A 21,035-nucleotide genomic window follows, 5' to 3' on the forward strand; every position below is an offset into this window, starting at 1 on the left:
CTACCCCTTAGCCTTTACGAAACATTTTCAGCATGCGCTGAGTCACGGTGAAGCCACCGAAAATATTGATACTGGCGATCAGCACCGCGATAAAGCTCAGGAAGCTGATCCAGCCGCCGTGTCCAATCTGCAGCAACGCCCCTACCACGATGATCCCGGAGATAGCGTTGGTCACCGACATCAGCGGCGTATGCAGCGCATGGGAGACGTTCCACACCACGTAGTAACCCACAACGCACGAGAGTGCGAAGACGGTAAAGTGGCCGAGGAACTCTTTCGGCGCGACGTCAGCCAGCCAGCCGAACAGAATAATGACCAGCGCCATGATGGCGTATTTGCGCCACGGAGAAGCCGGTTTTGCCGGTTCTTTTGGCTCGGGTGCCGCTTTCGGCGCTGCCTGGGGCTGGGCTGAAACCTGAATAGGCGGCGCAGGCCAGGTAATTTCACCTTCGCGAACGACGGTGACGCCGCGCACCACCACATCGTCAAAATCGACGGTGATGTTGCCGTCTTTCTCTTTGCAGAGCAGCTTCAGCAGGTTAACCAGGTTGGTGCCGTACAGCTGAGACGACTGGGTTGGCAGGCGACCAGGCAGGTCGGTATAGCCGATCACCTTCACGCCGTTAGCGGTCGTGGTCACCTGATTGGCAACGGTATACTCGCAGTTACCGCCGTTTTGCGCCGCCAGGTCGACAATCACGCTGCCCGGCTTCATGGAGTCGACCATCTCGCGGGTGATCAGCTTCGGCGCCGGTTTACCCGGAATAAGCGCGGTGGTAACAATAATGTCGACGTCTTTCGCCTGCGCGGCAAAAAGTTCCATTTCGGCTTTGATAAAGGCTTCGGACATCACCTTCGCGTAACCATCACCGCTGCCCGCTTCTTCCTTAAAGTCCAGCTCAAGGAATTCGGCCCCCATGCTCTGGACCTGTTCCTTCACTTCGGGACGGGTGTCGAACGCGCGCACGATAGCGCCCAGGCTGTTTGCCGCACCGATTGCGGCAAGACCCGCCACGCCCGCGCCAATTACCATCACTTTCGCCGGTGGGACTTTCCCCGCCGCGGTGATCTGGCCGGTAAAGAAGCGTCCAAATTCGTGAGCGGCTTCAACAATGGCGCGGTAGCCGGCAATGTTTGCCATGGAGCTCAGCGCATCCAGCGACTGCGCGCGCGAAATACGCGGCACGGAGTCCATCGCCATCACGGTCACGCCACGGGCCGCCAGCTTCTCCATCAGTTCAGGATTTTGTGCAGGCCAGACGAAGCTCACCAGCGTGGTGCCTGGATTCAGCAGCGCAATCTCACTCTCTTCCGGCGCGTTGACCTTCAGAATCACGGGCGACTGCCAGACTTCAGCACCGTCCACCACTTCCGCGCCAGCCTGAATAAAGGCTTCGTCATCGAAACTCGCCAGCTTGCCTGCGCCGCTTTCAACCGCGACGGTAAAACCCAGCTTAAGCAGTTGCTCCACCGTTTTCGGTGTTGCCGCTACGCGGGTTTCATTGGCTAACCGTTCTTTTGGTACCCCAATACGCATAGTTTTCCCTTCCATCGGTTTTTGATGATGGTTTGTCGATAAATGCCCGCGGTTTGTATCAATTTTCGCCAGCATGATAGCGACGAGAAATGAGTAACCCCGCAAAATAAAACAGTAACAAACTGTCTATAACCTACTGAAAATAGCGCTTGTGATCTACCGCCAGAAAACACTATTTCTTACTTTATCTGTGAAAAATAAGCGATCGGCGTCACTGACAGTGATATTTACCTTAAATTCATCGCCAGAACCGATAAATCGCGCAAGCGAAGCGGTAAAAACATGATATAGCGCCATAAGAGAACAAGTTATTAACATTAAATTAACTTGTAAAAGTCATATGCTTTATCAGTTTTGCTTGTCAAACGCCTGTTTTTTTAACATATCACTAAATGTTATCGAATTCGGTAATTGAGTGAGCACAGGCAGTGAAAAATGGCGCAGACAGCGACGGGTTTTAAATGCCATAATCGGGGCCGTCTCAAATAAACAACAATACCAGTACATGGTTTGCGCAAGGCGAAGGATTATTTTTATGAAGCTTAAGAACACACTCCTGGCGTCCGCACTTCTCTGTGCGACCGCCCTGTCTGCGAATGCCGCAACAGAGTTAACGCCAGAGCAAGCGGCAGCGTTAAAACCTTTTGACCATACGGTCATTGTGGGTCGTTATAATTCTATTGGCGATGCCGTCGCCGCCGCATCAAAAGCCGCGGATAAAAACGGGGCGGCCTCGTTTTACGTAGTTGACCAGTCCGATTACGGCAACAGCGGTAACCAGCGCGTGACCATTGCGCTGTATAAAGATAATGCACCAAAGGCTGACGCGCCGAAAAATCGCGTGATCAACGGTATCGTTGAGCTGCCGAAAGACCAGGCCATTGAGCTGGAACCTTACGACACCGTTACCGTTCAGGGCTTCTATCGCAGCCAGCCAGAAGTGAACGATGCCATCACCAAAGCCGCGAAAGAGAAAGGTGCCTACTCTTTCTTTATCGTGCGTCAGGTGGATGCTAACCAGGGCGGCAACCAGCGCATTACCGCATTCATCTACAAAGAAGATGCGAAAAAACGCGTTCTGCAGAGCCCGGATGCCATCCCTGCGGATTCTGAAGCGGGTCGCGCGGCGATAGCCAAAGGCGGCGAAGAAGCGAAGAAAGTTGAAATTCCGGGCGTAGCCACCTCTGCGGCGCCAAGCGCTGAAGTGGGCCGTTTCTTTGAAACGCAGTCCACGAAAGGTGGCCGTTACTCCGTGACGCTGCCGGACGGCACCAAAATTGAAGAGCTGAACAAAGCCACTGCCGCGCAGATGGTGCCGTTCGACAGCATCAAGTTTACCGGCAACTACGGCAATATGACGGAAGTCTCTTATCAGGTCGCGAAGCGTGCGGCGAAGAAAGGGGCGAAGTATTACCACATCACCCGCCAGTGGCAGGAACGTGGTAACAACGTGACCATCAGCGCCGATCTGTACAAGTAACAAAACCGTTGACGAAAGGCGGCGCAATGCCGCCTTTTTTGTTACTTTTTTTGAAAATCTGCCACACATCATTGCATGCTTTCGTTACACTCCGTAAAATCCCGCGCCTTAGTGTGATCCACCATTTTTATGCGCCTTAGCGAAATAATTATTCTGGATTGGGACTTTTCATAACAGGAAGCCAATGGAAAAGAAACTTGGCCTGAGTGCTTTAACTGCACTTGTATTGAGCTCAATGCTGGGCGCGGGCGTATTCAGTTTACCGCAGAACATGGCGGCCGTCGCAAGCCCTGCCGCCCTGCTCATTGGCTGGGGCATTACCGGTGTCGGGATATTGCTGCTGGCGTTTGCCATGCTGTTGCTGACGCGCATTCGCCCGGATCTGGACGGCGGCATTTTCACCTATGCACGTGAAGGTTTCGGCGAGCTGATCGGCTTCTGTTCTGCCTGGGGCTACTGGCTGTGCGCGGTCATCGCCAACGTCTCTTATCTGGTAATTGTCTTCTCGGCGCTCAGTTTCTTTACCGATACCCCTGAGCTGCGCCTGTTTGGCGACGGTAATACCTGGCAGTCTATCGTCGGCGCCTCGGTGCTGCTGTGGATTGTTCACTGGCTGATTTTGCGCGGTGTCCAGACCGCCGCCAGCATCAACCTGGTGGCGACGCTGGCGAAGCTGGTGCCGCTTGGCCTGTTTATCGTGCTGGCCTTTATCGCGTTTCGTCTTGACGTGTTTTCGCTTGATTTCAGCGGCATTGCGCTGGGCGTTCCGGTCTGGGAGCAGGTGAAAAACACGATGCTGATTACCCTGTGGGTATTTATCGGCGTTGAGGGTGCCGTCGTGGTTTCTGCCCGCGCGCGTAATAAGCGCGATGTGGGCCGCGCCACGCTGCTGGCCGTCCTGGCGGCGCTGGGCGTGTATCTGCTGGTGACCCTGCTTTCGCTGGGCGTGGTGGCGCGTCCTGAACTGGCCGAAATGCGTAACCCGTCCATGGCAGGCCTGATGGTGAAAATGCTCGGCCCGTGGGGCGACGTGGTGATTGCCGCAGGGCTGATCGTCTCCGTCTGCGGCGCTTACCTGAGCTGGACCATCATGGCGGCTGAAGTACCGTTCCTGGCCGCGACGCACAAGGCGTTTCCCCGCCTGTTTGCCCGTCAAAACCAAAATAATGCACCATCAGCCTCACTCTGGCTGACCAACATCAGCGTTCAGGTCTGTCTGGTGCTGATCTGGCTCACAGGTTCAGACTATAACACCCTGCTGACCATCGCCTCGGAGATGATTCTGGTACCCTATTTCTTAGTGGGTGCGTATTTGTTAAAAATCGCCACGCGTCCGGTGCACTATGTTGTGGGCGTAGGGGCCTGTATTTACGGCCTGTGGTTGTTGTATGCTTCCGGGCCGATGCATCTGCTGCTGTCGGTTGTGCTGTATGCGCCGGGTCTGCTGGTGTTTATCTATGCCCGCCGCACGCATCAGCTGGAGAACGCGCTGAAACGCCGTGAAATGGCCTTAATCGGGCTGTTACTGGTTGCTGCCGTACCGGCAACCTGGATGTTAATGGGATAGCACTGTCTTTCCCATTGTTGAACTGTAAAGGAGAATACGATGGGAAATGCACCGCTTCGCCCAATACTGATCACCGGTGGAGGCCGCCGTATCGGCCTCGCCCTCGCCCATCACTTTCTCAACCTTCGGCATCCGGTCATTGTCAGCTACCGTACGGAATACCCGTCGATTGAGGGGCTGCGCAAAGCCGGAGCGGTCTGCATTCAGGCTGATTTTTCCACCGACGAAGGCATTCTGGCCTTTGCCGAACAGGTTAAATCCACCGCGACGGGGTTGCGTGCCGTGATCCATAACGCCAGCGCATGGTGTGCCGAGAAGCCCGGCACGTCCCTCAGCGATACGCTCTCCGCCATGCTGCAGATCCACGTTAACGCCCCTTATCTGCTTAACCACGCGCTGCAGGATCTGCTGCGCGGCCACGGGCATGCGGCGGGGGACATTATTCACTTTACCGATTATGTGGTGGAGCGCGGCAGCGACAAGCATATCGCCTACGCGGCCAGCAAAGCCGCGCTGGATAACATGACGCGCTCCTTTGCCCGCAAGCTCGCGCCCGAGGTAAAGGTGAACGCCATCGCCCCGGCGATGATTTTGTTTAACGAAAACGATGATGCGGAATACCGCCAGCAGGCGCTGAATAAGTCGCTCATGAAAATTGCCCCAGGCGAAAAAGAGGTGATCGACCTGGTGGATTATCTCCTCACCAGCTGCTACGTCACCGGCAGAACCTTTGCCGTGGACGGCGGCCGCCCGCTGCGCTAGTGAAAGCGGCTCCAGAAGAAGATTAACACCCAGGCGCTGAGCCCCCAGCAGACCACTGCCCCGCCCAGCGCCAGGGGAAGCCGCAGAAAACCGGTGAAATACCACAGGGAAAGCAGGTAGAGAAAGTACGGAATGATTGACCACATGCCAAACACGATGGTCGTGCGTAGCGCTTCCGTACCCCGCTCAGAGGCCACAATATAGTGGGCAATCAGCGCAAAGGTCGGGAACAGCGGGATAAGCCCGGCAATATAGTAGTTTTTGGTTTTTGCCAGAATGCCAATCAGTAACACCACCAGCGCCCCCAGCGCGGCTTTGATCACCAGCCCCATATTTTTTCCTATAACAATCAAATAACAAGAAACGTCAGAATAACGGAAGCGGCGTTAATTTTGAAAGATTAATGGAAGGTTAAGGTTCCGCGGTGTATTTTGGCTTTTTTCACGAAAACAGACGCTGTATGAATAAGATTGTATATGTTGAAGACGAACCCGAAGTCGGGCAATTGATCGCCGCCTATCTGGGTAAACATGATATGGACGTCATTGTTGAGCCTCGCGGCGATCGTGCCGAAGAGGTGGTCGTCCGTGAAAACCCGGATTTAGTGCTGCTGGACATCATGCTGCCAGGCAAAGACGGCATGACGCTCTGCCGGGACCTGCGCGCCCGCTGGGACGGTCCTATCGTTCTGCTTACCTCACTGGACAGCGATATGAACCATATTCTGTCGCTGGAGATGGGCGCCAATGATTACATTCTGAAAACCACACCGCCTGCCGTCCTGCTGGCCCGCCTGCGCCTGCATTTGCGCCAGCACGCCAGCATCGAACGCGAAGCGCCCGCGCCGTCCCTGACGCCACACAAAGCGTTGCGCTTCGGTACGCTGTCTATTGACCCGGTTAACCGCCAGGTCCTGCTTTCCGGCGAGCTTATCGCCCTTTCTACCGCAGACTTTGACCTGCTCTGGGAGCTGGCCACGCATGCCGGGCAAATCATGGACCGCGACGCGCTGCTGAAAAACCTCCGTGGCGTGAGCTATGACGGTATGGATCGCAGCGTTGACGTGGCGATTTCGCGATTACGCAAAAAACTGCAGGATAACGCCACCGAGCCCTACCGCATTAAAACCGTGCGTAACAAGGGTTATCTGTTTGCCCCACACGCCTGGGAAACCTGATCGTCGGATAGGATAATCTGCGCGAATTGAAGGCATTGCGCGGAAATGCCCTCCTTTCGCGCATTTATTTTTACGTTTGCGCAACATTTAACTTGCTAAGCACGCAAACTATTCCATAATTAGCTTCTCGACTCTCCTTTCTTCAGCTCATCCCGCTCTTGCGATCGTTTTACTCATTTTCGCCGTGAAGCTTTCACGACATCGCTCCCAGAAATCTTGAAATGAGGATTTAAGCCCATGAATTATGTATAGCTACGGTCAGGTAGAAGCGATAAAAACCAATCTTGAGTGGATTGTTAATCAGGCAACCCTTAACCACACCTCCCCCTCACGCACCGATCAAAAAGCGCTCTTTGACCTGCTGGAACTCATCCAGTATTACGAAATACTGCTGGATCTCATCAGCGAATACGGGGCGGATGTGATTGATACGCACATTGCGGAAGGCCTGGCCGTGACCGAAAAACTCATCGCCAAGGTAAAAAACAGCGCGAAAGCCATATAACACGCTCGACAGACGTGAAAAAACCGAAGGGTTTTCATGTATATTCTGCACATAGCGTTTTTTCGGTGAGATCCAATGAAAAAGCTGTTTGTGCAGTTTAGTGTGCAGAAAATCTGCAATTTACTGGAAAGGCTATAGCTTCTCTCCCGTTCGCAAAGCTATTAACGACTCGTTACAACGCATCTGCCTCTACGATTATTAGGGGATGCCTGGCGGAAAGGGTTTTCGGACATGCCCAATGCGTGGTCACTCTTTTTCCATTTAGCTTTCCGGTGAGTGCCAGGAGTAATGCCCCCGTACAAACTGAACCAAACCGCTTGCTGCATAAGTTTGTAAAAAATTCAACACCTTCAGAAACAAACGCTCGCATCAGATTGAACATTTCAAAATTACCAGCAGTTAAATCGATTCCCTTACAGGTTTAATGTATCTGTCGATGTAAGTCATGAACGTCTATTTATCCACTCAAGGGAATAGCAGGTGATTTATCCGCTGTAGGGATATCCCTTTTAAATCCACTTACAAATGCGCTCGTGTTGGAAGAATTTCATGTATGGTATTCTTTTGTTTTTTATATTTAGTACATTGCCCACAGTAGTTACATCCTATGCTCAATTACATTGTCATTAATTAGTTAGCGAGATAAGAATGAAATCAAATGTAAAGTATACTTTTCATCACTTCGGCATCCCGTTACAGGATGGCGTTTTTGAAGGTGCATACAGCGAAAAAGCCGGGATGTATACAGTTGATAACCCAGGTCAGTTTCGTGTGCAGTGGCATAGATTTAAAGACAGTTCTCCACTCCACAATCTGATAAAAACTGTGCCTCACGTCGCCTTCAAAGTGGACAACCTGCTAAGAGCTATCGAAGATGAAGAAGTCATTCTTGGTCCCTATGAGCCCATTGACGGTTTCTTTGTTGCCATGATTAATGACAATGGCGCACCGATTGAACTCATAGAAACTACACTCTCTGATGATGAAATCTGGGGAAGAGCAAGGTCCGGTCAAGGCGACCTGTACAGGAAGTAATTTTATCTATTTGAAGCCTGGCAAATAAATCTGAACTGCGCTCATCACCCACTCACGAGCCACATGAAGAAATTGTTTCCTACCACCAGCTTCCCACCGGGCCATTTTGCTGGCGCAATGACTAACCTCTTTCGTTTCGGTATTAATAATATGATCAAGCTTGTTCAGCCGAGAAATTGCTTCAAAACTCAAAGAGAAGACAGGCCTACCGAACGATAAAACGATCGGGCATTCGCCGCAGACGCCCCTATCAACTGCGTCATACATACGCGTGCTGGATGTTGTCGGCAGGTGCTAATCCTGCTTTTATAGCGAATCAGATGGGTGATGAGAATGCAGAGATGGTCTTCCATGTATACTCTGCGTGGATAAATGTTCTCGATAGCGATCAGGTACCATTTTTGAATCAGCGCTTTGGCGGATATGCAAATGCCCCTAAAGTGCTCCTGAAGGTCAAAACAAAGTAGTTAATTACTTGATGTCCCGGTGATATTTAATGAAAAAGCTGTTTGTGCAGTTTTATCTTTTACTGTTTGTCTGCTTCCTGGTGATGACCATGCTGGTCGGCCTGGTTTATAAATTCACCGCCGAACGTGCGGGCCGGCAGTCGTTGGACGATCTGATGAAAAGCTCGCTCTATTTGATGCGCAGCGAGCTGAGAGAGATCCCGCCACACGACTGGGCGAAAACCCTGAAAGAGCTGGATCTCAATCTGTCATTCGATTTACGCATTGAGCCGTTAAAAGATTTCGATCTGGACCCGCCCGCCATGCAGCGTCTGCGCGACGGGGACATCGTCGCGCTGGATGAGAAATACACCTTTATCCAGCGCATTCCGCGCAGCCATTATGTGCTGGCCGTCGGGCCGGTGCCCTATCTCTATTATCTCCATCAGATGCGCCTGCTGGACATGGCGCTGATGGCCTTTATCGCCATTTCGCTCGCATTTCCGGTCTTTATCTGGATGCGGCCCCACTGGCAGGACATGCTGAAGCTGGAATCCGCCGCGCAGCGTTTTGGCGAGGGGCATTTTACTGAACGCATTCACTTCGACAGCGGTTCCAGCTTTGAGCGTCTGGGCGTGGCCTTTAACCAGATGGCCGATAACATCAACGCCCTAATCGCCAGTAAGAAGCAGCTTATCGACGGAATTGCGCACGAGCTGCGCACGCCGCTGGTTCGCCTGCGCTACCGTCTGGAGATGAGCGAGAATCTGACCGAGGCAGAGAATCAGGCGCTTAACCGCGACATTGGCCAGCTTGAAGCGCTGATTGAGGAGCTGCTGACCTACGCGCGTCTCGACCGCCCGCAAAACGAGCTGAACCTCACCACGCCGGATCTGCCCGCCTGGCTGCAAACCCACATTGATGACGTTCAGAGCGTAAATCCGCAGCGCACGCTGTTGACGCGCGTCACGCCGGGTGACTACGGCGCGCTCGATATGCGCCTGATGGAGCGCGTGCTGGACAACCTGATGAACAACGCCATGCGCTACAGCGAAAGTACACTCCAGATTGGCCTGGATTTGCAGGGCAACCGGGCCAGCCTGACGGTGGAGGACGACGGACCGGGAATTGCCCCGGAAGCGCGAGAAACCGTGTTTGAACCGTTTGTCCGCCTCGATCCCAGCCGCGATCGCGCCACCGGCGGATGCGGCCTGGGGTTGGCGATTGTCTACTCTATCGCGCAGGCGATGGGCGGCACGGTGCATTGCGAGGAGAGCGAGCTCGGCGGCGCGCGCTTCTGCTTTAGCTGGCCGGTGTACCATAACATCGCCCTTCCCGTTCCTGCCTGACCTCAACCGCACGCTGGCCTGACCCGGCGTGCTGTGCTATATGATAAGTATGTTGTAACTAATGAGGGTGTTTATGGCGAACTACGATCTCATCGAACGGCTTAACGGCACGTTTCGGGAAATAGAACACGAACTCCTGACCCTGACCGAGCGTTTGCAGGCCTGCCGCCTGCTGGCCGCGCGCGTCTTTACCCTGCCGGATGTGGCTAAGGGAGCCGAGCACGATCCGCTGGACACCATCGAGGTCGAACAGCACATCGGCAGCGCGGCCCTTGAGCAGGCGCTAAAACACTATCGTCGCCTGTTTATCCAGCAGCAGTCAGAAAACCGAAGCAGCAAGGCCGCCGTGCGCCTGCCGGGGGTCATCTGCCTGCAAACCGATGCGACATCGCGCGAAGCGCTGGAAAGCCAGATTGCGCATATCAACACCCTGAAAGCGGCCTTTGAAAAGATCATCACCGAAGAGTCCGGCCTCGCGCCTGCCGCGCGGTTCGAGTGGGTGCACCGCCAGCTTCCGGGGCTGATTACCCTGAACGCCTATCGGACGCTGACGGTACTGCGTCACCCCGCTACGCTGCGCTTCGGCTGGGCGAATAAGCACATCATTAAAAACTTCACCCGGGATGAGATTCTGGCCCAGCTGGAAAAAAGCCTGAAGACGCCGCGCACCGTCGCGCCGTGGTCGCGGGAGCAGTGGATTGAGCGCCTGGAGCAGGAGTACCACAGCATCGCCTCGCTGCCGGTGGATGCGCGCCTGAAGATAAAGCGCCCGGTGAAGGTGCAGCCTATCGCTCGCGTCTGGTATTCCGGTCAGCAAAAGCAGGTGCAATATGCCTGCCCGACGCCGCTGATTGCGCTTTACGATGCCGATCAGGGCGCGGTGGTACCCGATATTGGGGAACTGCTGAATTACGATGCTGACAATGTTCAGCACCGTTACAGACCTCAGGCGCAGCCGCTACAGCTGATTATTCCTCGGCTGCACCTGTACGTGGCGGGATGATTATTTCAGGCTACCGACCATCGCTTCCGGGCGAACCCAGGCGTCAAACTCCGCCTCCGTGAGATAGCCCAGCGCCAGGGCGGAGGCTTTCAGCGTCAGCCCCTCTTTATGCGCTTTTTTGGCGATCTCGGCGGCCTTGTCGTAGCCAATATGGGTATTGAGCGCGGTGACCAGCATCAGAGATTCATTGAGCAGCTGGCTGATGCGTTCGCGATTGGGCTCAATCCCCACCGCGCAATGCTCGTTAAAGCTCTCCATCCCGTCCGCCAGCAGACGAACAGATTGCAGCACGTTGTGGATCACCATTGGGCGATAGACGTTCAGCTCGAAGTTGCCGGACGCACCGCCCATGTTGACGGCCACGTCGTTGCCCATCACCTGGCAGCAAAGCATGGTCATGGCTTCGCACTGGGTCGGGTTCACTTTACCCGGCATGATGGAGCTGCCCGGCTCGTTTTCCGGGATGCTGATTTCACCGATGCCGCAGCGCGGGCCCGAGGCCAGCCAGCGCACATCGTTAGCAATTTTCATCAGCGAGGCCGCCAGCCCCTTCAGCGCGCCGTGGGTGTGGACCAGCGCATCGCAGGTCGCCAGCGCTTCGAACTTATTGGGCGCCGTGACGAACGGCTGTCCGGTGATGGCAGCAAGCTCCTCCGCCACGCGCACCGCGTATTCTGGATGGGTGTTTAACCCGGTACCGACCGCCGTCCCACCGAGCGCCAGCTCCGCCAGGTGCGGCAGGCTGTTCTCGATATGCTTCAGGTTGTGTTCCAGCATCGCCACCCAGCCGGAAATCTCCTGGCCGAGCGTCAAAGGCGTGGCGTCCTGAAGGTGCGTACGGCCAATCTTGACGATGTCGCGGAAGGCCTGCGCTTTCTCGTTAAGCGTGGATTTGAGCACGTTGAGCTGCGGGATAAGCTGCTCGCGAATGGCGATTACCGCCGCCACGTGCATCGCCGTCGGGAAAACGTCGTTAGAGCTCTGGCTTTTGTTGACGTCATCGTTCGGGTGGACCTTACGTTCCATGCCGCGCACGCCGCCCAGCAGCTCGCTCGCCCGGTTCGCCAGCACTTCGTTCATGTTCATGTTGCTCTGGGTACCGGAACCGGTCTGCCAGATAGCGAGGGGAAATTCGTCAGGATGCTTGCCCGCCAGCACTTCGTCTGCGGCGTTGATAATGGCGGTGGCTTTATCGGTGTCCAGCAGGCCCAAACCCTGGTTCACTTTCGCGGCGGCGCGTTTGGTCAGCGCCAGCGCCTGAATCAGCGAGACGGGCATTTTTTCGGTCGAAATACGGAAGTGCTCCAGCGAACGCTGGGTTTGCGCGCCCCATAGCTTGTCGGCCGGGACGTCGATGGCGCCCATCGAGTCTTTCTCATGGCGTACCGTGGTCATTACTTTCTCCTTGATAACAAAAGAGGGATTGCTCACATGCTTAAGGGATAAGTATTGATGACTTCTGAGAAACGGTATGGCGCTTTGTGCGCTCTTTTTGATGTCGGGTGGCGGCTGCGCCACCCGTTTTTTTCAATTTACTTCACGCACGCCGAACACTGGGACGACTGGATCTGCTTGAAGAAGTCGTTACCTTTGTCATCCACCAGGATAAACGCCGGGAAGTCTTCCACTTCGATTTTCCAGATCGCTTCCATACCCAGCTCCGGGTATTCCACGCACTCCAGGCTCTTGATGCTGCCCTGCGCCAGTACTGCCGCCGGGCCGCCGATGCTGCCGAGGTAGAAGCCGCCGTGCTTGTGGCACGCGTCCGTCACCTGCTGGCTGCGGTTGCCTTTAGCGAGCATGATCATGCTGCCGCCGTTGGCCTGCAACTGATCAACGTACGAGTCCATACGCCCTGCCGTGGTTGGGCCTAACGAGCCGGAGGCATAGCCTTCAGGCGTTTTCGCCGGGCCCGCGTAGTAGATCGGGTGATCTTTAATGTACTGCGGCAGCCCTTCGCCGTTGTCCAGACGCTCCTTCAGCTTCGCATGCGCAATGTCGCGGCCCACGATGATCGTGCCGTTCAGGGAGAGACGGGTCGAGACCGGATACTGAGAAAGCTGCGCCAGAATCTCTTTCATCGGACGGTTCAGGTCAACGCGAACCGCTTCCCCCTCACCCGCTTTACGCAGCGCTTCCGGGATGTATTTGCCCGGGTTATTTTCCAGCTTTTCGATCCACACGCCTTCGCGGTTGATCTTGGCCTTGATGTTGCGATCCGCAGAGCAGGAGACGCCCATCCCGACCGGACAGGAGGCACCGTGGCGCGGAAGACGGATCACGCGCACGTCGTGGGCGAAGTACTTACCGCCAAACTGCGCCCCGAGTCCCAGATTACGCGCTTCTTCCAGCAGCTCCTGCTCAAGCTGCACGTCGCGGAACGCCTGACCGTGTTCGTTACCTTCGGTTGGCAGGCCGTCGTAGTATTTGGTTGAGGCCAGTTTGACGGTCTTCAGCGTGCTTTCAGCTGAGGTTCCGCCAATCACGAAGGCGATATGGTACGGCGGGCACGCCGCGGTGCCGAGGGTACGCATCTTCTCAACCAGGTAATTTTTCAGCTTGCCCGGAGTGAGCAGCGCTTTGGTTTCCTGGTAGAGATAGGTTTTGTTGGCTGAACCGCCGCCTTTGGCGATGCAGAGGAATTTGTACTCGTCACCGTCAACGCTGTAGAGGTCAATCTGCGCGGGCAGGTTGGTGCCGGTGTTGACCTCTTTGTACATGTCCAGCGCCGCGTTTTGCGAGTAGCGCAGGTTGTCTTCGGTGTAGGTGTTGTAGACGCCGTGAGCCAGCGCCGCTTCATCACCGCCGCCGGTCCAGACGCGCTGGCCTTTTTTACCGACGATGATCGCCGTGCCGGTGTCCTGGCAGGTGGGCAGAATGCCTTTCGCCGCGATGTCTGAGTTACGCAGGAACTGCAGGGCAACGTACTTGTCGTTTTCGCTGGCTTCCGGGTCGCTCAGAATATCGGCAACCTGCTGCTGATGCGCGGGGCGGAGCATAAAGGAGGCATCGTGGAAAGCGTGCTGCGCCAGCAGCGTCAGCGCCTGCGGATCCACCTTGAGGATCTCTTGTCCTTCAAACTCAGAGACGGAGACGTGATCGCGGGTTAACAGGTAATACTCGGTCTGATCCTTACTGAGGGGGAAAGGATCCTGATAATGGAAGGGTTTATTCGACATTGTTCTCTCACTTACTGCTTCGGTCTGTTTATTCAGGGCAGATGTTCCGCTGCCCGGCTTAAAAGCGAGTCAGCTTATCCTACACAATTTTTTAACAAAAACTGAGACTAGTACGACTTTTTACATCCACAGGTTACTTCCACGTAGTTTATTGCTTTAATACCCGGAGTTAATTCCACATTTGAATCAGGGCTTGATAATGCAAAAACTCATTAACTCAGTGCAAAACTACGCCTGGGGAAGTATAACTGCGTTAACGGATCTCTACGGTATCGCGAACCCGAACAACCTGCCGATGGCGGAACTATGGATGGGGGCGCACCCGAAGAGCAGCTCAAAAATTGAAGACGCCAGCGGCCAGGTACGCAGCCTGCGTGACGTGATTGATGCCGATAAAGCCGCACTGCTGGGCGACAAGGTGGCTCAGCGCTTTGGCGAATTGCCGTTCCTGTTTAAGGTGCTGTGCGCCGACCAGCCGCTCTCCATCCAGGTTCACCCGAACAAGAAAGCGTCTGAAATCGGCTTTGCCAAAGAGAACGCGGCGGGCATCCCGCTGGACGCCGCCGAGCGTAACTACAAAGATCCTAACCACAAGCCGGAGCTGGTGTTCGCACTGACGCCGTTCCTGGCGATGAACGCCTTCCGCGAGTTTTCAGAGATTATCTCCCTGCTGCAGCCGGTCGCGGGTGCCAACAAGGCTATTGCCCACTTCCTCGAAAACCCAAACGCGGACGCGCTCAGCCAGCTGTTTGCCAGCCTGCTGAATATGCAGGGTGAAGAGAAATCTCACGCGCTGGCGGTGCTGAAAGCGGCCCTGAACAGCCAGCAAGGGGAACCGTGGGAGACCATCCGCCTGATTTCCGAGTTTTACCCTGACGACAGCGGCCTGTTCTCCCCTCTGCTGCTGAATGTGGTGAAGCTGAACCCGGGCGAAGCGATGTTCCTGTTCGCGGAAACCCCGCACGCCTACCTGCAGGGCGTAGCGCTGGAGGTGATGGCCAACTCTGACAACGTGTTGCGCGCGGGCCTGACGCCGAAATATATCGACATCCCTGAGCTGGTTGCCAACGTGAAGTTTGTGGCGAAGCCTGCTGCGGAGCTGCTGACTCAGCCGGTGAAAAACGGTGCAGAGCTGGACTTCCCGATTCCGGTTGAGGATTTTGCGTTCTCCCTGCATGACCTCAATCAGACGGAAACGACAATCGCACAGGAAAGCGCGACGATCCTGTTCTGCGTCGAGGGCGAAGCAACGCTGCGCAAAGGCGAGCAGCGTCTGGTTCTCCAGCCTGGCGAGTCAGCATTCGTTGCAGCCAATGAGTCCCCGGTCAGCGTGAGCGGCACCGGTCGCCTGGCGCGCGTTTTTAATAAGCTTTAAGCACTTACTGAATTTTTTAACAACTCTTGCTAAGCTAGTTGAAGGCTTAATATCTCCGGGCGGTTTTTACCGCCTGGTTTCATTTTAGGGATAGTCGCAATGAAAAAATCGGTCGTAGCGGTTGGAGTGATTGTAGCGTTAGGCGTGGTCTGGACGGGTGCCTCCTGGTTTACCGGGAAACAGCTGGAAGGCCGTCTGGCTGAGATGGTGGCGCAGGCTAACGGAGAAATTAAGCGCAGCGCGCCGGAGGCGGGTCTGGAGCTGAGCTACCAGAACTATCAGCGCGGCGTGTTCACCAGCCGCATGCAGCTGGTGGTGAAGCCGGTGGCCGGTGCGGCAAACGGCTGGCTGAAGCCGGGACAGAGCGTGGTGCTGGATGAAGTGGTAAGCCACGGTCCGCTGCCGCTGGCGCAGCTAAAGTCGTTTAACCTGATCCCGTCCATGGCGTCCGTTCATACCGTACTGGTGAATAACGACGTCACTAAACCGCTGTTTGACCTGGCGAAGAATGAATCACCTTTCGACATTAACACCCGTATTAGCTACTCCGGTGATACCAGCTCTGATATCGCGCTGAAACCGCTGAACTACGAGAAAGAGAACGAAAAAGTCGCCTTCAGCGGCGGCCATTTCAAACTTGATGCGGATCGGGACGGCAACGTCTTCTCCATGACGGGTGAAGCGGAAAGCGGCCTGGTCAACGCCGTGAACGAATATAACCAAAAAGTTCAGCTCACCTTCAACAACCTGAAAGCCGACGGCAACAGCCGTATGACCGACTTTAAAGAGCGTATCGGCGATCAGAAGCTCTCCGTGGATAAAATTGCTATCGCAATTGAAGGAAAAGAGATGGCCGTGCTGGAAGGCATGGACGTTAACGGTCAATCCGATGTATCCAAAGACGGTAAAAGCATCAATACCCAGCTGGATTACACGCTGAAGAGCCTGAAAGTGCAGAATCAGGATCTGGGCACCGGCAAGCTGTCGCTGAAGATCGGCAATATCGACGGCCAGGCATGGCACGAATTTAGCCAGAAATACAGCAAAGAGAGCCAGGCGCTGCTGACCGACGCCGCGCTGCAGCAGAACCCGGAAGTGTACCAGCAGCAGGCGATGGCGGTGCTGTTCAATAACCTGCCAATCCTGCTGAAAGGCCAGCCGGTGGTCACCGTTGCGCCGCTGAGCTGGAAAAACAGCAAAGGCGAAACCAGCTTTAACCTGTCGCTGTTCCTGAAAGATCCTGCAGCCGCCACGGGTGAACCGCAGACGCTGGCGCAGGAAGTGGATCGCAGCGTGAAGTCGCTCGACAGTAAGCTGACCATCCCGATGGATATGGCGACCGAGTTTATGACCCAGATTGCGAAGCTGGAAGGCTACGGCGATGAAGATGCCGGCAAGCTGGCGAATCAGCAGGTGAAAGGTCTGGCGGCGATGGGTCAGATGTTCCGCATCACCAAAGTGGAAGACAACACCATTTCCACCAGCCTGCAATATGCCAACGGCCAGGTAACGCTGAACGGCGACAAAATGCCGCTGGAAGAGTTTGTTGGCATGTTTGGTATGCCGACGCTGGGAATGCCGGAACCGGCTGAACCCGCAGCGCCAGCCGTACCGGCGGCACCGCAGCAGTAAACGTCAAAACCCCTCGCAAGAGGGGTTTTTTATTGCCCTTATCCTTTCCATCCCTCCAGGAAATCCAGCAGCAAGGCGTTAACTTTCTCAGGCTGTTCCTCCTGAGGAAGGTGGCCGCACTCGTCGATACCCTGCGCCCGCAGGTTATCCGCCATTTCAGCCCAGACGCTTTGCATATCGAAAAGCTTGCCGACCGCGTGAAAATCATTGCCCCACAGCGACATTACCGGACAGGCGATTTTCACGTCAGCGTCGGCAAGATCCTGCGCCACGTCTTCCGCGTTGGCGCGATAGTCAGCCATCGCGCCTCGCACGGCTCCGGGCGCCTGATACGCGCGCACATAGGTGTCAAACGCCTCGCCGCTAATGGTTGACGGATCGTAGGTCCAGTCCGAGAAAAAGTGGCGCAGCCAGATATTTTCACGTCCCGCAATCAGCGCTTCCGGCAGATCGGGCACAAGATGGAACAGGAAGAACCAGTATGCGCGGGCGATGGACGTATTCAAATCGCGCGCCACGATACGCGTTGGCACGTTATCCATGACCACCAGACGATCCACCAGCTCAGGGTAATCTTTTGCGAACCGCGTCGCGACGCGCGCCCCGCGATCGTGCCCCACCAGCACCACCTTCTGTAACCCCAGCGCACGCATCAGCTCCCGGATGTCCCGGGCCATGTTCCGTTTATCATAGCCAGAAGCCGGTTTATCCGTTTCGCCATATCCTCGCAAATCCGGCGCGATGACGCGGTAGTGCCGGGACAATACAGGTATCTGGTAGCGCCAGGCATAGTTTGTTTCAGGAAAACCGTGCAGAAGAATAACCGGCGCGCCTTCACCCTCTTCAACCACAAACTGGCGAATGCCGTTTGCCGTTACGGTGTAACTTTTCATATTCGTAACCTCACTTTATTTCAGCAGAGGCACGTTGGCCGCACGTTGATAAGGACCGTAATTTACAGGGTTCCAGCTATAGCCCTGCTGCCAGGCGGTGATATGCCCAATACCGGGGAAAGGCAGATGCGCAGCGGCCATCCACTCGCCGTCTTTCGCCAGGGCGTTAAATTCCTGCGCCCGGGACGAGATGGCTTTTTTCGAATCGACATCAAAGCGAATAGACACTTCAGGATGCGGGAACTGGACGGCTGGCGCATGAATCAGATCCCCAATGAAGTTAATAGCCGTCCCCTGCGACGCAAAGCGATAAACGGTACTGCCGGGCGTATGGCCAACGGCATAGGCCGTCTGGACTTCCGGGATCGGCGAAGCTGGCGGAACGAAGGTTTTAAGATGTCCGGAGGCTTTATAATCAGACAATGCTTTTCGGGCGATAGCAAAATACTCTTTCGCATTAGCCGGCGCGCTCGCTTCTTTTGCAGGATCAAGCCAGTAGTCGGCCTCCCCCTGCGGTACGTAGACGGTGGCATTGGGGAACAACGCTTTACCGTCTGCATCGCTCAGGCCACACACGTGGTCAAGATGCAGGTGAGTCAGGAAAATGGTATCAACCTGCCCGGGACGATAGCCTGATGCTTTCATATTGTTAACCAGCTGGCCGGCCGTTTCCGGCACGCAGTGCCCCGCTCCGCTGTCAATCATGACCAGATGTTTACCGGTATTAACCAGGAAAGCGTTAAAAGCGGTCGGCATGCGGTCGGCATCGATTTTATGCTGAGCCAGCAGTTTACGAACCTTGTCGTCTGAAAGACCGTGGAGTAATGACGGCGAAAGGTCGTTATAGCCGTCGAACAGCGCCGTGACCTCATATTCCCCTACCGCCAGACGATAATAGCCGGGGACCTGCTGCTTCACCTGCGCAGGTGCGTCAGCCCAGGCAGCACTTACCAGCAACAGGCTGCTGAATGCCAGAACCGTTTTCAACTTTTTCATCTTCACTCCAGATTGATATTTTTCAGGTTGTGAAGAGACTATGGCAGCGTAACGATAAATACTGTAGATATGTACTTTGATAAGTCAGCATAACGAAAAGCGATATAATGAAACTGGAAGACGTTGAAGTGTTTGTCGAAGCGATTAAGGCGGGTAGCCTGGCGGGCGCCGCGCGTCGGCTCTCAATGAGTGCCATGGCGGCGTCACGCTCTCTTAACAATCTTGAGGCTGAGCTGGGGGTCAGGCTGGTGCATCGCACCACGCGATCCCTTTCACCCACCAGCGATGGTGACGTTTTTTTGCCTCATGCGCAGGCGTTGCTGGAAGATAAAAATAACGCGCTGGCCGATCTGTTTCCTGATGGTACGCACCTGTCCGGACGCCTTCGCATTACCGCCTCAGCGGCGTTTGGACGCAAGATCGTTGCACCGATGTTGCCGCTGTTTATGCAGCAACATCCTGCCCTGCAGGTCGACCTGCTGGCAACCGATGAGCAAATTGATATTGTCGGGAAAGGCATAGACGTGGCGTTACGCATTGCACCGCTGCGCGATAACCGGTTAGTCGCACACCGCATCTGTGATAACCCCCGCGAGCTTTGCGCCAGCGCGGAGTATCTCGCCGCGTACGGTTCACCGAAATTGCTTAACGATCTGGCTGGACATAGCTGCCTGACCACCTCAGATACGACACACTGGTCATTTGAAAAGGGTGAACAGCGCTACAAACAAAAGGTGTCAGGCCGATTCTCGGCTAACTCTATTGAGGCGATTTTCGAGGCTTGTCTGGGGGGACTCGGCATCGCAAATTTATCTCGCTGGTACGTAGAGCCTGCCATTGCTGAGGGTAAACTCGTGCGGATCGTCCTGGAAGATGCTCAGCCGGAATCTCTGGCCATTTGGGCGGTTTACCCGACCTCCCGGCTGATCCCGGCAAAAGTACGGAAATTTGTAGAAGCCCTGGAGACACATCTGACGCTCAACCCGCTTACACAGCAGAGCTGAGTTATTTCACCGTCACCAGCCGCGCCGCCACAATCTGGTGCCCGGACTGGACATCCGTGTTGTCGATGCGCTGCATAATTCTGTCTGCCAGCGTGTAGCCCATCTCCCGCGCAGGGGTGGTAGCCCAGACTATCGGCAGGTCATCCAGCGCGTTTTCACCAACGTCGGCGAACGCCCCTAACGCCACCTGATGACCGAAGAAGGTTTCCACCCCGCCCTCGCCGCTCTGACGCCCGGCGCGAATCAGGCCAAACCAGGCCCCCATGGCAATCACATCGTTGTAGCAAATCACGGCGCTGATCGTCGGATTGCTTCGCAGCAGCGCGCCTATCGCTTCCGCCGCTTTCTTCTGGCTGGATTCACACTCCACGACCCATTCGCTGTGGAACGGCAGGCGGTATTTAATCAGCGTCGCGCAGTAGCCGCCGACCCGCTCGGCGCGCGTCAGGGAGGAGCTTTTTCCTCCCAGCCAGGCAATGCGCTGATGCCCGCGGCGAATAAGATGTTCGGTCAACATTTGCGCGGCCTGCATGTTATCCGGGCGCAGCGTATCGGCCTCGTCCAGATAGCTGGCGCGCGAGGCGAACACCAGCGGCACGCCTTTTTCGGCGGCACGCTCGCACAGTTCGCTACCCACGCCCGACGCTCCGGCAACGATCACTCCGTCAACCCCCTGTGTCAGCAGCATATCGAGACGGGAGAGAAGCTGCCCGGCCTCGCGCCCGCCGTGCAGAAGAAAGACCATCCGCCCCTGCGCTTCCAGCGCTTCGGTTAACCCGGCGGTCAGCTCCGCATAAAAAGGTGACGTCAGGTCACGGACAATCAGGCCAATCACCCCGCTTTGCCCGCCGCGCAGCGCCGACGCCTGACGGTTACGCACAAAGCCCAGCTGTTCAACCGCCTCGTTCACCCTCTGGCCGGTTGCGGGCGAGATGCGCCCTTTACCACTGAGCACGAGAGAAACGGTGCTGACGGAAACCCCCGCCGCCAGCGCGACATCGTTGATGGTGACTTTTTTCGCTACAGCCATGTGTCAGCGTGACTCCCTGAAATGAGATCGGTAAAACGTTTTATCAATACGTTATCTTTATACTA

At 55.5% G+C, this 21,035-nt stretch carries 18 protein-coding genes and 3 pseudogenes; 12 read left to right on the forward strand and 9 right to left on the reverse strand.

The window, feature by feature from the left end; genetic code table 11:
* Positions 1 to 7 precede the first annotated feature (7 nt).
* Positions 8 to 1,537, reverse strand: coding sequence for a Re/Si-specific NAD(P)(+) transhydrogenase subunit alpha (gene pntA, locus ACTJI7_RS01985; RefSeq protein ID WP_028012942.1), 1,530 nt, complete (start codon positions 1,535 to 1,537; stop codon positions 8 to 10).
* 535 nt (positions 1,538 to 2,072) lie between these two features.
* On the opposite strand from pntA, the gene ydgH reads away from it, so the two are divergent.
* The 3 genes from ydgH (at position 2,073) to folM (ending at position 5,346) form a co-directional block, all read left to right on the forward strand.
* Positions 2,073 to 3,017 carry a DUF1471 family protein YdgH gene (gene ydgH / locus ACTJI7_RS01990; protein WP_232948167.1) on the forward strand — a complete coding sequence of 315 codons (945 nt, stop codon included), beginning with the start codon at positions 2,073 to 2,075 and terminating at the stop codon, positions 3,015 to 3,017.
* 184 nt (positions 3,018 to 3,201) lie between these two features.
* Positions 3,202 to 4,584 carry an amino acid permease gene (locus ACTJI7_RS01995; RefSeq protein WP_232948166.1) on the forward strand — a complete coding sequence of 461 codons (1,383 nt, stop codon included), beginning with the start codon at positions 3,202 to 3,204 and terminating at the stop codon, positions 4,582 to 4,584.
* A 39-nt stretch (positions 4,585 to 4,623) separates the two neighbouring features.
* Positions 4,624 to 5,346, forward strand: coding sequence for a dihydromonapterin reductase (gene folM / locus ACTJI7_RS02000; RefSeq protein WP_061098394.1), 723 nt, complete (start codon positions 4,624 to 4,626; stop codon positions 5,344 to 5,346).
* On the opposite strand, the gene ACTJI7_RS02005 is transcribed toward folM, so the two are convergent.
* The gene (locus ACTJI7_RS02005) at positions 5,343 to 5,678 is read right to left on the reverse strand and encodes a GlpM family protein (protein WP_014883596.1); all 336 of its coding nucleotides are present in this window, start codon (positions 5,676 to 5,678) and stop codon (positions 5,343 to 5,345) included. The two genes, folM and ACTJI7_RS02005, sit on opposite strands and share 4 nt — an antisense overlap.
* Before the next feature lie 128 nt (positions 5,679 to 5,806).
* Here ACTJI7_RS02005 and rstA point away from each other — a divergent pair, with 128 nt between their 5' ends.
* Positions 5,807 to 6,523, forward strand: a complete 717-nt coding sequence (gene rstA / locus ACTJI7_RS02010; protein WP_028012938.1) for a two-component system response regulator RstA — start codon at positions 5,807 to 5,809, stop codon at positions 6,521 to 6,523.
* A 244-nt stretch (positions 6,524 to 6,767) separates the two neighbouring features.
* Positions 6,768 to 7,028 (forward strand): hypothetical protein, encoded by a 261-nt coding sequence (locus ACTJI7_RS02015; RefSeq protein ID WP_207118989.1) that lies wholly within the window; start codon positions 6,768 to 6,770, stop codon positions 7,026 to 7,028.
* 175 nt (positions 7,029 to 7,203) lie between these two features.
* Here the strand turns inward: ACTJI7_RS02015 and ACTJI7_RS02020 are convergent.
* Positions 7,204 to 7,350, reverse strand: a pseudogene (locus ACTJI7_RS02020) (AraC family transcriptional regulator); the annotation flags it as partial.
* 326 nt (positions 7,351 to 7,676) lie between these two features.
* Between ACTJI7_RS02020 and ACTJI7_RS02025 the strand changes: the two are divergent.
* Positions 7,677 to 8,063 carry a hypothetical protein gene (locus ACTJI7_RS02025; protein WP_045261479.1) on the forward strand — a complete coding sequence of 129 codons (387 nt, stop codon included), beginning with the start codon at positions 7,677 to 7,679 and terminating at the stop codon, positions 8,061 to 8,063.
* Positions 8,064 to 8,069: 6 nt separating this feature from the next.
* Here the strand turns inward: ACTJI7_RS02025 and ACTJI7_RS02030 are convergent.
* Positions 8,070 to 8,246, reverse strand: a pseudogene (locus tag ACTJI7_RS02030) (KilA-N domain-containing protein); the annotation flags it as partial.
* A gap of 32 nt (positions 8,247 to 8,278) precedes the next feature.
* Between ACTJI7_RS02030 and ACTJI7_RS02035 the strand changes: the two are divergent.
* The 3 genes and pseudogenes from ACTJI7_RS02035 to tus form a co-directional block, all read left to right on the forward strand.
* Positions 8,279 to 8,530: pseudogene (locus tag ACTJI7_RS02035) on the forward strand (site-specific integrase); the annotation flags it as partial.
* 29 nt (positions 8,531 to 8,559) lie between these two features.
* Positions 8,560 to 9,858 (forward strand): two-component system sensor histidine kinase RstB, encoded by a 1,299-nt coding sequence (rstB, locus tag ACTJI7_RS02040; protein WP_028012933.1) that lies wholly within the window; start codon positions 8,560 to 8,562, stop codon positions 9,856 to 9,858.
* Positions 9,859 to 9,931: 73 nt separating this feature from the next.
* Positions 9,932 to 10,861 carry a DNA replication terminus site-binding protein gene (tus, locus tag ACTJI7_RS02045; RefSeq protein WP_440669602.1) on the forward strand — a complete coding sequence of 310 codons (930 nt, stop codon included), beginning with the start codon at positions 9,932 to 9,934 and terminating at the stop codon, positions 10,859 to 10,861.
* Here the strand turns inward: tus and fumC are convergent, their stop codons facing one another.
* Both fumC and fumA read right to left on the reverse strand, forming a co-directional pair.
* Entirely contained in the window at positions 10,862 to 12,256 is a 1,395-nt protein-coding gene (gene fumC / locus ACTJI7_RS02050) for a class II fumarate hydratase (protein ID WP_063153903.1), read from the reverse strand.
* A 137-nt stretch (positions 12,257 to 12,393) separates the two neighbouring features.
* The gene (gene fumA / locus ACTJI7_RS02055; protein WP_028012930.1) at positions 12,394 to 14,040 is read right to left on the reverse strand and encodes a class I fumarate hydratase FumA; all 1,647 of its coding nucleotides are present in this window, start codon (positions 14,038 to 14,040) and stop codon (positions 12,394 to 12,396) included.
* A 199-nt stretch (positions 14,041 to 14,239) separates the two neighbouring features.
* Here fumA and manA point away from each other — a divergent pair, with 199 nt between their 5' ends.
* On the forward strand, positions 14,240 to 15,415 hold the full coding sequence (manA, locus tag ACTJI7_RS02060; RefSeq protein ID WP_440669605.1) for a mannose-6-phosphate isomerase: 1,176 nt from the start codon (positions 14,240 to 14,242) through the stop codon (positions 15,413 to 15,415).
* 99 nt (positions 15,416 to 15,514) lie between these two features.
* The gene (locus ACTJI7_RS02065) at positions 15,515 to 17,047 is read left to right on the forward strand and encodes a YdgA family protein (protein ID WP_047365362.1); all 1,533 of its coding nucleotides are present in this window, start codon (positions 15,515 to 15,517) and stop codon (positions 17,045 to 17,047) included.
* Between the two features lie 38 nt (positions 17,048 to 17,085).
* On the opposite strand, the gene ACTJI7_RS02070 is transcribed toward ACTJI7_RS02065, so the two are convergent.
* Both ACTJI7_RS02070 and ACTJI7_RS02075 read right to left on the reverse strand, forming a co-directional pair.
* The gene (locus ACTJI7_RS02070; RefSeq protein WP_063153901.1) at positions 17,086 to 17,940 is read right to left on the reverse strand and encodes an alpha/beta fold hydrolase; all 855 of its coding nucleotides are present in this window, start codon (positions 17,938 to 17,940) and stop codon (positions 17,086 to 17,088) included.
* 15 nt (positions 17,941 to 17,955) lie between these two features.
* On the reverse strand, positions 17,956 to 18,936 hold the full coding sequence (locus ACTJI7_RS02075; protein WP_063153900.1) for an MBL fold metallo-hydrolase: 981 nt from the start codon (positions 18,934 to 18,936) through the stop codon (positions 17,956 to 17,958).
* 107 nt (positions 18,937 to 19,043) lie between these two features.
* Between ACTJI7_RS02075 and ACTJI7_RS02080 the strand changes: the two genes are divergently transcribed.
* Positions 19,044 to 19,940 carry a LysR family transcriptional regulator gene (locus ACTJI7_RS02080; protein WP_045261486.1) on the forward strand — a complete coding sequence of 299 codons (897 nt, stop codon included), beginning with the start codon at positions 19,044 to 19,046 and terminating at the stop codon, positions 19,938 to 19,940.
* Between the two features lies 1 nt (position 19,941).
* Here the strand turns inward: ACTJI7_RS02080 and ACTJI7_RS02085 are convergent, their stop codons facing one another.
* Complete coding sequence (locus ACTJI7_RS02085) at positions 19,942 to 20,970, reverse strand: Mal regulon transcriptional regulator MalI (protein ID WP_063153899.1); 1,029 nt, start codon at positions 20,968 to 20,970, stop codon at positions 19,942 to 19,944.
* Positions 20,971 to 21,035 lie beyond the last annotated feature (65 nt).

This window comes from Enterobacter sp. 22499, from assembly GCF_052044815.1.
GTDB lineage: Bacteria > Pseudomonadota > Gammaproteobacteria > Enterobacterales > Enterobacteriaceae > Enterobacter > Enterobacter bugandensis.

Bases quoted from the DNA above. Each gene is read 5' to 3' on its own strand.
- pntA (WP_028012942.1), bottom strand. From the start codon at position 1,537: ATGCGTATTGGGGTACCAAAAGAACGGTTAGCCAATGAAACCCGCGTA.
- ydgH (WP_232948167.1), top strand. From the start codon at position 2,073: ATGAAGCTTAAGAACACACTCCTGGCGTCCGCACTTCTCTGTGCGACC.
- ACTJI7_RS01995 (WP_232948166.1), top strand. From the start codon at position 3,202: ATGGAAAAGAAACTTGGCCTGAGTGCTTTAACTGCACTTGTATTGAGC.
- folM (WP_061098394.1), top strand. From the start codon at position 4,624: ATGGGAAATGCACCGCTTCGCCCAATACTGATCACCGGTGGAGGCCGC.
- ACTJI7_RS02005 (WP_014883596.1), bottom strand. From the start codon at position 5,678: ATGGGGCTGGTGATCAAAGCCGCGCTGGGGGCGCTGGTGGTGTTACTG.
- rstA (WP_028012938.1), top strand. From the start codon at position 5,807: ATGAATAAGATTGTATATGTTGAAGACGAACCCGAAGTCGGGCAATTG.
- ACTJI7_RS02015 (WP_207118989.1), top strand. From the start codon at position 6,768: ATGTATAGCTACGGTCAGGTAGAAGCGATAAAAACCAATCTTGAGTGG.
- ACTJI7_RS02025 (WP_045261479.1), top strand. From the start codon at position 7,677: ATGAAATCAAATGTAAAGTATACTTTTCATCACTTCGGCATCCCGTTA.
- rstB (WP_028012933.1), top strand. From the start codon at position 8,560: ATGAAAAAGCTGTTTGTGCAGTTTTATCTTTTACTGTTTGTCTGCTTC.
- tus (WP_440669602.1), top strand. From the start codon at position 9,932: ATGGCGAACTACGATCTCATCGAACGGCTTAACGGCACGTTTCGGGAA.
- fumC (WP_063153903.1), bottom strand. From the start codon at position 12,256: ATGACCACGGTACGCCATGAGAAAGACTCGATGGGCGCCATCGACGTC.
- fumA (WP_028012930.1), bottom strand. From the start codon at position 14,040: ATGTCGAATAAACCCTTCCATTATCAGGATCCTTTCCCCCTCAGTAAG.
- manA (WP_440669605.1), top strand. From the start codon at position 14,240: ATGCAAAAACTCATTAACTCAGTGCAAAACTACGCCTGGGGAAGTATA.
- ACTJI7_RS02065 (WP_047365362.1), top strand. From the start codon at position 15,515: ATGAAAAAATCGGTCGTAGCGGTTGGAGTGATTGTAGCGTTAGGCGTG.
- ACTJI7_RS02070 (WP_063153901.1), bottom strand. From the start codon at position 17,940: ATGAAAAGTTACACCGTAACGGCAAACGGCATTCGCCAGTTTGTGGTT.
- ACTJI7_RS02075 (WP_063153900.1), bottom strand. From the start codon at position 18,936: ATGAAAAAGTTGAAAACGGTTCTGGCATTCAGCAGCCTGTTGCTGGTA.
- ACTJI7_RS02080 (WP_045261486.1), top strand. From the start codon at position 19,044: ATGAAACTGGAAGACGTTGAAGTGTTTGTCGAAGCGATTAAGGCGGGT.
- ACTJI7_RS02085 (WP_063153899.1), bottom strand. From the start codon at position 20,970: ATGGCTGTAGCGAAAAAAGTCACCATCAACGATGTCGCGCTGGCGGCG.